Origin of the sequence: Caloramator proteoclasticus DSM 10124, assembly GCF_900129265.1 — a bacterium.
Classification (GTDB): domain Bacteria; phylum Bacillota; class Clostridia; order Clostridiales; family Caloramatoraceae; genus Thermobrachium; species Thermobrachium proteoclasticum.
In genome coordinates this window covers 1-13,596 of the sequence record NZ_FQVG01000028.1, presented here as the reverse complement: position 1 = coordinate 13,596, position 13,596 = coordinate 1, and the positions used below count along the sequence as shown (strand labels likewise).

The 13,596-nt window shown below is 31.9% G+C and carries 9 protein-coding genes; 4 read left to right on the top strand and 5 right to left on the bottom strand.

What is annotated here, in order from left to right:
* The first annotated feature begins 14 nt into the window (after positions 1-14).
* On the top strand, positions 15-1,970 hold the full coding sequence (locus BUB63_RS07575; protein WP_073248866.1) for a M4 family metallopeptidase: 1,956 nt from the start codon (positions 15-17) through the stop codon (positions 1,968-1,970).
* A 570-nt stretch (positions 1,971-2,540) separates the two neighbouring features.
* A complete protein-coding gene (locus BUB63_RS07570; protein WP_073248864.1) occupies positions 2,541-3,335 on the top strand; it encodes a ZIP family metal transporter in 795 nt (264 codons plus the stop codon).
* A 322-nt stretch (positions 3,336-3,657) separates the two neighbouring features.
* On the opposite strand, the gene BUB63_RS07565 is transcribed toward BUB63_RS07570, so the two are convergent.
* On the bottom strand, positions 3,658-5,370 hold the full coding sequence (locus BUB63_RS07565) for an ABC transporter ATP-binding protein (RefSeq protein WP_073248862.1): 1,713 nt from the start codon (positions 5,368-5,370) through the stop codon (positions 3,658-3,660).
* A 160-nt stretch (positions 5,371-5,530) separates the two neighbouring features.
* On the opposite strand from BUB63_RS07565, the gene BUB63_RS07560 reads away from it, so the two are divergent.
* Together BUB63_RS07560 and BUB63_RS07555 are read left to right on the top strand one after the other, a co-directional pair.
* Positions 5,531-7,462, top strand: a complete 1,932-nt coding sequence (locus BUB63_RS07560) for an OPT family oligopeptide transporter (RefSeq protein WP_073248860.1) — start codon at positions 5,531-5,533, stop codon at positions 7,460-7,462.
* Between the two features lie 105 nt (positions 7,463-7,567).
* Positions 7,568-7,909, top strand: a complete 342-nt coding sequence (locus BUB63_RS07555; protein WP_073248858.1) for a hypothetical protein — start codon at positions 7,568-7,570, stop codon at positions 7,907-7,909.
* A gap of 26 nt (positions 7,910-7,935) precedes the next feature.
* On the opposite strand, the gene BUB63_RS07550 is transcribed toward BUB63_RS07555, so the two are convergent.
* The 4 genes from BUB63_RS07550 to BUB63_RS07535 form a co-directional block, all read right to left on the bottom strand.
* The gene (locus BUB63_RS07550) at positions 7,936-9,120 is read right to left on the bottom strand and encodes an SLC45 family MFS transporter (RefSeq protein WP_073248856.1); all 1,185 of its coding nucleotides are present in this window, start codon (positions 9,118-9,120) and stop codon (positions 7,936-7,938) included.
* A 13-nt stretch (positions 9,121-9,133) separates the two neighbouring features.
* On the bottom strand, positions 9,134-9,886 hold the full coding sequence (locus BUB63_RS07545) for an alpha/beta hydrolase (RefSeq protein ID WP_073248854.1): 753 nt from the start codon (positions 9,884-9,886) through the stop codon (positions 9,134-9,136).
* A gap of 579 nt (positions 9,887-10,465) precedes the next feature.
* A complete protein-coding gene (locus BUB63_RS07540) occupies positions 10,466-11,773 on the bottom strand; it encodes a diguanylate cyclase (RefSeq protein ID WP_073248852.1) in 1,308 nt (435 codons plus the stop codon).
* A gap of 90 nt (positions 11,774-11,863) precedes the next feature.
* Positions 11,864-13,177 (bottom strand): diguanylate cyclase, encoded by a 1,314-nt coding sequence (locus tag BUB63_RS07535; protein ID WP_027308140.1) that lies wholly within the window; start codon positions 13,175-13,177, stop codon positions 11,864-11,866.
* Positions 13,178-13,596 lie beyond the last annotated feature (419 nt).

Genomic DNA, 13,596 nt, shown 5'->3' with positions numbered 1-13,596 from the left:
TATAGGAGGATTTGATGTTTAAAAAACTTTTTTCAGCAACTCTTATATTACTTTTTGCATTTACCACTTCAACTTTTGCGTCTCCTAAAAAACTAATGCAAAATCCTTTAGAAAATAATTTACAAGAAGAAATTAAAGCTAAACAAATAAATTTATTCCACGATTTAGATGTAAACTTACAAGCTAATTTAGATGAAAATACATTAGAAAAAGTTATTAATGAAAATAAAGATAAATTTGATTTAAATAATCAAATTAAACTACAAAAAATTTCAGAATTTAAGGATGAACTCGGTTTTACTCATGTAAAATTTAATCAGCAGTATAATGGAATACCAATAGAAGGTCAAGAAATTATTGCACACGTAAAAAATAAAGTTCTTAAAAAAATAACTGGTCAAATTATTGATAACATAAGTATTGCTAAAGACTCTACATCCGTTCTTCCTGAAATTCAAGCAGTAGAAATTGCAAAATCACAATTTCAATTCAAAGAACTACGTACACCACCTACAGTTAAAGTTGTCATCTATAAAAATTCAGATGATAACAAATACTATCAAACCTATAAAATAAATATTCAGTATAATGAGCCTGAAATAGGTAATTGGGAAGTTTATATAGACGTTTATAGCGGAAGAGTTATAAATATCACCAGCAATATTAGATATGATGGAGTAGTCTATGGCAATGGGACAGCTGTTGATGGTACAACAAAAACTTTAATTCTTTATCAAGAAGGTTCTTATTATTACACAAAAGACATAACAAGGCCAACAAATAGCTATATTCAAACGACATCAGCAAACAACAGACAAACGTATCCCGGAAATACAATTTATTCTGCTACAACAACAATTAACGATTCAGCAGGTGTTAGTGCTCATTATTATGCAGGGGTAGTTTATCAATTTTATAAAAATTTATTTAATAGAAACAGCTTAGATAATAATGGTATGAGTCTAATATCTACTGTGCATTACGGTAGTAAATATAATAATGCATTTTGGGATGGTACTCAAATGGTTTATGGAGACGGAGATGGCACATTATTTAGAGCTCTATCAGGAGATTTAGATGTTGTTGCACACGAAATGACTCATGGAGTAATTACTCATACAGCAAATTTAACATATAAAGACCAATCAGGTGCTCTAAACGAATCATTAGCAGACGTATTTGGCGTTTTAGTACAAACATATGACAAATATAACGTAGCTAATGGAGGAGAGTGGCAATTTAACGTATCAGATTGGGTAATTGGTGATGACATTTATACTCCTTCAACACCTAATGATGCCTTAAGAAGTCTATCAAATCCTACACTTTATAATCAACCCGACCATATGAACAATTATGTTTATACTTCCGATGACAATGGAGGTGTTCATATTAATTCAGGAATCCCAAATAAAGCTGCTTTTCTAATAGCTCAAAGTATAGGCTGTGAAAAAACAGCAAGAATATACTATCGTGCTTTAACCACATATTTTACAAGTAGCACTAACTTCTATAATGCAAGGTTGGGATTAATACAGTCAGCTAAAGATTTGTATGGTACAAATAGTACCGAAGCTCAAGCTGTCGGTTGGGCATTTGATCAAGTTGGCATTTATCAAACAACTGATTTATATGAACCTAACGATACTATTTCCCAAGCATATAGAGTATATTCTTCCACAAGTTATTCATCATATATATTTACTCCTTCAGATAAAGATTTTTATAAAATTTATGTGAATAATGGTAAATATGTAGATATTAATTTAACTAATGTTCCTGGGGATTACGACTTATACCTATATAATCAATCTGGCACATTAGTAGCCTACTCAGAAAACGGATATGGATCATCGGAAAGAATTGTATATAAAGCAAAATACACAGGGTATTATTATATTTTAGTTATAGGATATAATGGATCATACAGTAATACACAAAAATATACTTTAACACCATATATATATTAAAAAATAAAGCTATTGGGCAATCAGCCCCAATAGCTTTTATATTTACGTATAGGATTTTAAATTTGAGGAAATATTATTAATATAAGCAAAGGGTATATAACAGTTGAGCTAAGATCTATATATGCTCCCTGGCAGGGGTGTATATAGGTCGACCAAAGATTATATATAGGTCCATCTATTTGGGCTTATATATAGTCGGAGGGAAGATTCTTTAGGGTTGAGAAAAGCTATATTATAGTCGTATATTCATCATATGATTATAATATGGTTCCAATCTATCCTAAAGGGTCGAGCTAAGATTATAAAGGGTGTTGATATTCGTGTTGGGGCCCACACGAAACTTGGTTATATACAGCCGAAAGGTTGTATATAGCTAATTAGATATCCTTTATAGTCGAACGAGCCATCTGCTTAGGTGGCAAACTGCTCTATTGCAGTCGAGAGATTGCAGTTGGGTAATAAACCATCTATGTTGGTGCAAGGTAGATTGTTATGTGCTCTTTGCTTTTTATTTTTTGTGTAACAAAAACCACCCCTTCTAAATATTCTAAATTAATAGGGGGTGGTATTTTGAATGCATTAAATAATTTTTCTCCTTTATTACTTGCACTATTAGCAGGACTTTTTACTTGGCTTATTACTGCTCTTGGTGCATCTATTGTATTCTTTTTTAAGGATGTCAACAAAAAAATTTTAAATAGTATGATGGGATTTGCAGCAGGTGTTATGATTGCAGCAAGCTTTTGGTCACTTCTTTCACCCGCAATAGAACTTGCAGATGAATTAGGATATAACCCTATTTTCCCAACTGCATTTGGTTTTTTGTTTGGAGGCTTATTTATTAGATTAACAGACTTTTTAGCTGGTAAAATACACAAAAAAGAAACAAAAGAAGAAAATATTTGGAGAAGAATGTTTTTACTTATACTTGCTATAACACTACACAACATTCCTGAAGGCCTTGCAATAGGAGTTGCATTTGGTGCCTTAAACTTTGGGTATAGTGCAGCAGCTCTTGCTGCAGCAGTTTCTCTTGCTATTGGTATAGGAATACAAAACTTTCCAGAAGGTGCTGCAGTTTCTCTGCCTTTAAAACGAGAAGGATTGTCCTCCTTTAAAAGTTTTATGTATGGTCAGGCATCTGCTCTTGTAGAACCCATCTCTTCTGTAATCGGTGCTTATCTTGTTGTGTATATAAGGGCTATACTACCTTATGCCCTATCCTTTGCAGCTGGTGCAATGATTTATGTTGTTGTAAAGGAGCTTATACCAGAATCACAGTCGGAAGGAAACGAAGGACTTATAAGCATTATGACGTTAATAGGATTTATAGTGATGATGGTTCTTGATGTAGCATTAGGATAGGCATAAGACTATCCTATCAGGCTGTTTAAAAAGTTATATATTGATTAGCCCCATGAAGGATTTCTTGGGCATCGGTTCATTTCGCTAAGCAATTTTAAGCTTTTCTTTGTTTGAAAAAGTCCTACCCTCGCGATGCCATCGTCCTGATGGCCGCTCGGCTCGGCACGTCCTGTGCCGAATTACGGACTTTTTCAAAGTCGAAAAGCAATAATTGCTAAAGCTCATGAAATATGCCATTTTGAAATCCTTTCATGGGGCTTTTTCATGCTTTAGTATACAAGTGGGTTTGTTAACAATCCGTAGGATAGGCATAAAGCCTATCCTATTCAAATTGTGTCTTGTATAGTTCGTAGTAAACTCCCTTTTTCTGCATAAGCTCACTATGGGTTCCCTCTTCCTCTATTCCATTTTCTGTTAGAACTATTATTCTCTTTGCCTTCTTTACAGTTGCAAGCCTATGGGCAATTATGAAGGTTGTTCTGTTTTTTGATAGTTCTTCTATTGACTTTTGAATTATAGCCTCACTCTGATTATCAAGGGATGATGTGGCTTCGTCTAATATTAAAATTGGTGGATTTTTAAGAAACATCCTTGCTATGGATATCCTCTGTTTTTGTCCTCCTGATAGTTTAACTCCCCTCTCACCTATATATGTATCATATCCATCCTCAAGCTCCATAATGAAATCGTGGGCATTTGCTGCCTTAGCTGCATTTATTATCTCCTCCTCTGTTGCATCTAATTTACCATAGGCTATATTTTCACGTATCGTTCCTGCAAATAAAAAAACATCCTGCTGAACAATACCTATGTTTTGCCTTAAAAACTTTAGTTTTATATCCTTTATGTTTATATCATCAACATAAATACTTCCACTATCTACATCATAAAACCTTGGAATTAAACTGCAAAGTGTTGTTTTGCCAACACCAGATGGGCCAACAATTGCTATGCTCTCACCTGCATTTGCCTTAAGATTAATATTCTCTAAAACTGTATTTTTATTGTTGTAACTAAAACTAACATTCCTAAATTCAACCTTTCCTCTTACATTTTTTATCTCAACTGCGTCCTCTTTATCAAAAATATCTGGCTTTGTATTCATAACTTCATAAAATCTTTTAAATCCAGCCATTCCTCTTTGATACTGCTCAACAAACTGTGCTAATCTCTTTACAGGTTGTAAAAATTGACCTATATAGAGTAGATAAGCAACTAAATCTCCTACTTCAATTTGTCCCTTTGCTACAAAGTATCCACCTGCAATTAGTGCAGATAGAGTTGATATATTTGAAAAAAAGTTAATTCCAGCGTGAAGTATTCCTATGTATTTTACAGACTTTGTTCTTAAATTTTTAAACTGAGTGTTACCATCATCAAATTTATCAATTTCATATTCTTCATTAGTAAAGGATTTTACAACTCTTATACCTGATATTGAATCTTCTAATCTGCTATTCACATCCGCTAAACTTTCTCTTATTTTTCTAAAATTTCTCCTCATCTTAGAATTATATACAATAGTGAAATATATCATAAAAGGTATTATTGTAAAAACTATTAGGGTTAATTTTACATTAAGTCTTAATAGTAGAATAAACGAACCAAGTATCATAAGAGTTGAAATAAAAAGGTCCTCAGGCCCGTGATGTGCAAGTTCCGATATTTCATTCAAGTCATTTACAATCCTCGACATTATTTGACCTGTCTTTGTGTTGTCAAAATAACTAATAGGTAATGTCTGTATATGAGAAAACATATCTCTTCTCATATCATATTCCATTCTAACACCCAAAACGTGTCCATAATATCCTACAATATATTCAAATACCATTCTTAGTATATAAAGAATTAGAAGTACAATTCCAATATTCAAGATTAATGAAATGTTTTTAGAAGGAATTATATTATTTATCATTCTTCTTGTTATCATAGGGTATATAAGGTCTGTTGCCGCAATCAAAACCGCACAAACCATATCTAATATAAAAAGTCCAATATGTGGTCTATAGTATTTTATAAAGCTCCTTAGCATATAAATCACCCCTATTAAATTTTAAACCATAATCTTAATTCAAACAATAAACACGTTTAATTTTGTTAAAAAAAGTTAAGTAAAAATTTAGAAGGAATTAAAATGATTTTATAGAAATAAAATTTTAATATAAAAATCTTAAAATGGGGAGGGGTTTTTTATGTCAAGAAAAGGACTTCCTGATGGAGCATACGGACTAAAAGATGGACAAAAGTATGTGCCATATGTTCCGTCAGAAAAGAAGATGCCTGAATTCACAGTACTATCAATCATCCTTGGCGTTCTACTTTCTGCTCTATTTGGTGCCGCAAATGCATATCTTGGACTTAAGGTAGGTATGACTGTTTCTGCTTCAATTCCAGCTGCTGTTGTTTCTATGGCAATTGTTAGAGTTCTTTTAAGAAGAAAATCAATACTTGAGAACAATATGGTTCAAACAATAGCTTCCGCTGGTGAATCTCTTGCTGCAGGTGCTATTTTTACAATTCCTGCTCTATTCCTATGGGGTGAGGCTCCAAGTGTTTTAACAATGGGTATATTAACATTTGTTGGTGGTGCTCTTGGTGTTCTATTTATGATTCCTGTTAGAAGATATTTAATAGTACAAGAACACGGAAAACTTCCATATCCAGAGGGTGTTGCCTGTGCTGAAGTTTTAGTTGCAGGTGAAGAAGGCGGAACAGGTGCAATCTATGTATTTATTGGTGCATTAGTTGGACTTATCTATAAGCTTGCTGGCGATGGATTTATGTTATTCCCAACTTCAATAGATTTTGAAATACCAAAATATAAAGGTGCAATGGTAGGAATGGATGTATATCCTGCGTTACTTGGTGTTGGTTTTATAGTAGGACCTCAAATTTCTGCGTATATGCTCGGTGGTGCAATTTTAGGATGGCTTGTATTAATTCCTGCAATATATTTCTTTGGTCAATACATTAACGATCCAATATTCCCAGCTTCAGTGCCAATTAAACAACTTGGTATTGGAGGTATATGGAAAAACTACATAAGATATATTGGTGCTGGTGCAGTTGCAACTGGAGGTATAGTTAGCTTAATCAAGGCTATACCTACAATTGTAAATTCATTTAGACAAGCAATGAAGGGATATGGTAAGAAGACAGCAGGTATTATTGAAAGGATAGACACAGACTTAAATCCAAAATTTGTTATAGCTGGTATAATTGTTTTAATAGTACTTATGGCGGTACTTCCTCAAATTCCTGTTAAAATATGGGGTGCTGTACTTATTGCTATCTTCGGTTTCTTCTTTGTAACTGTTTCATCAAGAATAGTTGGTCTTGTTGGTAGTTCTTCAAACCCAGTATCAGGTATGACTATTGCTACACTTCTTTTCTCAACAGTTATACTAAAGGCAGTTGGATATAATGGTAAGGAAGGAATGATTGCTGCTTTAATTATTGGTGCTGTTGTCTGCACTGCTGCTGCAATAGCCGGTGATATATCACAGGACCTAAAAACAGGTTACCTTGTTGGTGCAACTCCTTGGAAACAACAGATTGGAGAACTTATAGGAGTTCTTGCTTCAGCTGCTATAATAGGATTTATATTAATTATGCTTCATCAGGCATATACATTCGGTTCAAAGGAATTAAGTGCTCCACAGGCTACTCTTATGAAACTTGTAATTGAAGGTATTATGGATGGAAACCTTCCTTGGAACCTTGTATTTATGGGTGTATTTATTTCATTAATGCTTGAGCTATTTAAGATTCCATCACTTCCTGTCGCAATAGGACTATATTTACCAATTAGCTTGTCAACTCCAATTATGGTTGGTGGAATTGTAAGAGGCATAGTAGACAAGAAGATAAAGGATGAAGGTGAACGTAAAGAAAAAGTTGAAAAGGGTATACTTTACTCATCAGGCTTAATTGCTGGTGAAGGTTTAATGGGCGTAATTTTAGCATTCTTTGCATACTTTGAAATTGATTTCAGTTTAAAGAATCCTGTTTTAGGAAGATGGGGTGCTCTAATATTATTCCTACTTGTTGCTTTAAGTTTAGCTTACTTTGTATTAAAAGACAAAAAAGAAACAAAACAAGTTAATAAAACAAAGAGTTTATAATTAGTTAAGTTAGGTTCCACATTGGTATTAACACCAATGTGGAACCTATTAACAAATAAATTATAGTCACTTTTTATTATGACTATAGTTTAAAGGAGGAATATTATGAAATACGTAATTTATGTATTATCAATCGCTCTAATTACAGCTTTTTTAATCATATATGGACGTGCAAAGGAATATTATCTGCCTACTGAGTTAACAAACAAATTATACATAAAATGCAGGGATAAAATATTAAAGTATCTATCTAAAAACAAATCTGCTACATATAAAGAACTTGAAAGGGAAATAGAAGGTGTTACAGCAAAAGTGTTTTGGAGTAGAAAAGTAATGACAGTTCTTGATTCAAAGAAAATGGTTAAAGGTATAATTGACTCTCTTTTGAAACAAGATAAAATTCAGATATTAGAATCAGATGGAAAAAAGTTAGTGGTGCTAAAGTAAAAAAGTTGGGCTAAAGGCCCAACTTTTTATAATGATGATGAAATTCCTTTACTTATATATTTATTGAATCTTGATGTTAATATTATTAGTCCTGCTATAACCATTGCTACTGCTGCAGTTGGGAAAAATACTCCATATCCAAACCTATCAAGCATAAATCCCATTATATTGTTTGCTAAAAATTGTGGTAATGATATAAATAGGTTCATCATACCCATAAATTCACCTAATCTTTCTGGTGGAACTATCTCTGCAAGTATAGAATAAGTTGTTATTTGAATTGCTATAAATCCAATGCCAATAACAGCCATTATAGCAAAAAGTGCTGTCTTATTCTTTACAAATGTGCCTAATGCAAGGGATAGTGCAAATAATACAACTCCAAGTAGGAGAACCTTTCTCTTTTCTATTTTATCTGCAAGCTTTCCAATAGGAACTGCAAATACAGCACCAGCAAGTGTTAATATTAGTAGAGCATTATTAGCATCTGAGTTTGATATATTTAAGTTTGTTGTACAATATTTTACAAAGAAAGGCGTAATAAATCCAAAGGACATATAAACCATAAATACTGAAAGATATAGTTTTAATACTGATGGGAACTTTATAAAATCAAAGGAAACCTTATTAGGTTTTTCATACTTTGAAGTATCTTCACGAACTAAGAATACAGTTATTACAACAGTAACAAGGCCTAAAATTGCTCCAAGATAAAATGGATATTTATAGTTCTTTTCCCAAAGACTTGGGCCTAACATAAATATAATCGCACTTCCAATTACACTTACAACTCTTGCAAAACCATTTGCAAGTCCAAGCTCCTTTTCATCTACAGCCTCTGGAATCAATGAATAATATGGACCTTGATAAAAATTTAAGAAGAAATAGAATAAAAATGCTAACATAAAGGCTGTCATATAGGTATTTGTATAAGGTAACAGAATTAAAAATAACGCCGCAAGAACTGAGCCCATTATCATAAATGGCTTTCTCTTTCCCATTTTAAAGTTACTTCTATCACTTAAAAGACCAACTAAATATTGAACAAATATACCCGTAAAGGCACCCATTGAAATTAAACGCCCCTGCTGTGCATTTGATACATTGAGTTTCGATACAAATAACGGAATAACTGACATATTCATAGCCCAAAGCAGACCAACCCCCAAATTAGGAAGTCCAACAATATATGGAACAAACTTCTTCTTCATAAAAATATCCCCCTTATTTTATTTCAGATAAAAATTCTAAAACAGCCTTAAAACAATCTTCTCTTTCACACTCAACTGTTATATTATGACCTGACTTCTCTAATTTACATATTCTCTTTAATTTACTTTTTGCACTGTTGTTTAAATAATCTGCACTTCTTGGTTCAACCGTTTCATCATTTGTAGAATAAACTATTAAAAGTGGAGCCTCAATCTTTGAGAGATTCTTCCTTACTACTTTATTTAGCTTATTAAACTCATCAACAGACTTTATTGGTACCTTATTATATCCAAGTAAATATTTCATTTCTTCCTCTGGTCTCTCTCTTGGTTCCCACTCACTATAACGCATAAAGTACTTTATAATAAATGCAAAGTTAGCAGCTTTGTTCTTATTAAAAAGTGGCGGTGCTAAAGCTGAGACGCTATCAACTTCATAGTTTTCAGCAATGTAAAGTGCCAAAAGTGAACCCATAGAATGGCCTATTACGTGAATCTTTTTACATCTTTTCTTTAAAAGATTGTATCCTTCAATTGCAGAATCTATCCAATCTTTATATGTGCATTTCTCCATATCCTCAACATTTGTTCCGTGGCCCTTTAATCTTACGCCATATACAGTATATCCCTTAGAATTGAGCCTTTCTCCAAGAAGCCTAAGCTCTGCTGGAGTTCCTGTAAACCCGTGAATAACAAGACACCCCTCATCATTTCCCTCAAATAAGTATTCTTTTTTTAAGTCAACATCTAAAACTGTAGTTTCCATAATAACTCCCCCTTATAGAAAAGGTTTTCTTAATTATATTATTGTACAAACTATTTCAAATGTCAATATTTTTCAGAAAATATCGTTTATAAACTTATTCTTAATTATGAATAAATTTTAAAGAGATAAAAAAAGCCCCTATGCAAAAGAAAAAATAAAACGCATAGGGGAAAGTTTATGTCAATTTATATTTTACCACATTTTTTAGAAATTTAAAGAATTAATTCTAAATTTCCTAATAATTTAGCATATAAAAATATAAAAAAATAAGAACAATTCCAACCTGTCCTAAGATTGTTGGCAAACCTAATTGTTAGATAAAATCTGAAAAAGCCCCATGAAAGGATTTCAATAGGCTCTTTCATGAGCTTTAGCAATTCTTGCTTTTTGATTTTGAAAAAGTCCGTAATTCGGCACAGGACGTGCCGAGCCGAGCGGCCATCAGGACGATGGCATCGCGAGGGTAGGACTTTTTCAAACAAAGAAAAACTTAGAATTGCTTTGCGAAATGAACGAATGCCTAAGAAATCCTTCATGGGGCTATTTTTTCAACAGTCTTAGGATACTTCCAAACTGTCCTTATAAGCATTCTACCCTATTTCTACCTGAATTTTTTGCCTTATATAATGCCCTATCAGCATTTGTGATTAAATCTTCTAATGCTAAATCCTTTCTTGGCTCAAAGGCTGCAACACCAAAACTTGCAGTATAATTTATGTGTAAATTAAATTTCTTTGAATACACTCTATTTTGCTCAATTACTCTTCTTAAATTCTCAGCCTTCCTATAAGCATCCTCAAGGTCAACACCACTTAATAAAATTACAAACTCTTCTCCACCAAATCTTGCTACAACATCATATTTTCTAACAGCACTCTTTATTGTCTTAGAAAAATCCTTTAATACTAAATCTCCCACATCGTGTCCATATGTATCATTTATAGTTTTAAACTTATCTAAATCAGTTAGAATTACAGCTACTGGTTTTTTTAACCTTTTTGCCCTTGAAAACTCTTCTCTTGCACGTACAAAAAAGGCTCTTCTATTATACACCCTTGTTAAGTAATCAAACATAGCTAATTTTTCAGCTTTTTGCTTTGCCTTAATTATTTCATTTCTATCATTTTTTTCCTTAGTAAAATCCTGAATGATACCAACTATTCGAATTGGTTCGTTATATTCATTTTTTATAGGCATACATTTTAGCCTTACCCATTTTATTTGTTTTTTGCAGTCCACTGCTCTAAACTCTTCAATATATGTATTATAATATCTAAAGTAATCAATCAATTTGATGAGTTGAAGTCTGTTTATAACCCTGTCCCTATCTTCACTATAGATACACGACAACCATATATTAGAATCTGCATAGAAAGCCTCTATAGGTATTCCTGTAAATTTTTCTGCAGAATTGCTTGTATATATAATCCCCTTTGTCTTAACATCCATTAGGAATGTTATTTCCTCTAAGTTTTCTGTAATCTGCTTCATTACTTCCTTTTGCTCTGAAAGACTTGATGTTAAGTTTTTTATATCTGTTATATCTGTAAATAGAAGTCCAAAATGCCCTTGTTCTGGTGAAAAAACATCTATGCTATACCATCTTTTCCATACATCAAAATATTGTTCTATTTTATCCTCTGTTCCATTAGTTGCAACCTCTGAAAAGAGCTTCAAATTATTACATACAACAAATTGATTATCTTTTATTTCACTTGCTCTTTTACCTATTATATAATCTTTTTTAAGTCCAGTTAACTCTTCAAAGGCCTTATTTACATATACATATTCATAATCTACAGCTTGTCCATTTTCATATATTATCCTATGATATGCTAAAGCATTCTGCATTCGACTAACTATCCGTCTAAAGAATTCACCATCCATTTGCAACACCCCAGACCAAATAAAATCATCAACTATATTTTAACAAATTTACCCAACTTTTTAAATATATATTTTTTTGAAAAATTAAAATCAATCTATTATTTCAACTCTATTTCTACCATTTTCTTTTGCTCTATATAAGGCTATATCTGCTCTTTTTATTGCTTCTTCAAAATATTTAAAGCCACAACAATTCACTTTGCTTATTCCAAAACTTGCGGTATACTTAACTTTTTTATCTAAAACCGTTATTTCTGTTTCACTTATTCTTTTTCTAACTTCTTCAATTCTTTTATAGGCCTGTTCCACATCAATGTCATTTAAAAGAATTATAAATTCTTCACCACCAAATCTTGCAACTATATCATTTCCTCTAACTGAAGATTTTAATACATCTGCAAAATTCTTCAATACTAAATCTCCAACATCGTGACCAAAATTATCATTTATACTTTTAAACTTATCTATATCCGCCATTACCAAAACTAAATTATTATCTTTACATTTTGCTTTTTTACATCTTTCTTCAGCCAACTGGAAAAAAGCACGTCTATTATATAGATTAGTTAAATAATCCCTCATTGCTAAATTTTCTGCCTTTACCTTCTGCCTAATTATTTCTAATTTATTTTCAATATCCCTTGTTATATCTTGTTCTATTCCAACAACTCTTATTATTTCACCTTGTTCATTTTTTATAGGCAAAAACTTTGATTTAATCCACTTTAACTTCCCTGAATTAGTTATAATCCTAAACTTTTCTACAAATATACCCTTTTCATACATTTCCTTAAGAGTTACATCCATATTATATCTTTTTTGTACTTTTTCATAATCATCAGGATGAACCATCTGTTTCCACTTTTGTACATCCTTCTTCATCTCTTCTATACTCATTTCATAGATTTTTTCAAAGGCTGTACTTGCATATATAACCTCTTTAGTATTAACATCTTGTAAAAATGTTGCTTCTTCTAAATTTTCTGTTATCTGGTTTAAAACTTCCTTCTGTTCTCTTAAGGATTCTGTGGTCTTCTTTATATCTGTAATATCATTAAATAAGGTAGCAAAGTAGCCTTTTTCAGGAGAGAATACATCAATTCTATACCATCTATCCCATATATCAAAGTATTGCTCAATATGGTCCTCTGTTTCGTTTTCTGCTATCTTTGCATAATATTCAATCCAGTTGAAGCTACTCTCCTTTATATTAGGAATCAATTCTGTCACCTTTGCACCAATAACATACTGCTTTTTTAAACCTGTTAATTCCTCAAAGGATTTATTCACATATATGTACTCATAATCAACTGGATTTTTAGCTTCATCGTATATTATTTTATGGTATGCAAATGCATTCTGCATTTTATCAATTATTTTTTCCAATACCATATTGGCCAGCATATTTTCACCTCATATCATATAATCACAAATTATTATTATACCAATTTTAAACGTTTTTTTCTATTTATGTTACACATTATTTAAATATTTTTTGTTTATATAGACAAAATTATTTTTGAAATACATAATCAAAATTAATAGGTTCTATAATAAATGTTGGGGCGTAGCCCCAGCATATTTTTTTACAAAAAAATATGCACCTGTTTTAGATGCCTGGTAAAATTAAATTAACTACAAAAATATTACCTGAAAGGAGGCATCCTACAAGTGCACACTAATAATTGTATCAAAAATTTACTTGGTTTTAAAGATGTTATTATAACAAAAGTACTTGATAATGTTTGCTATGAAATTTATTTAGAAATGAAAAAGAAGCCTCATACTTGTCCTCGTTGTAATTCTGAAACTCGTAGAGTTCA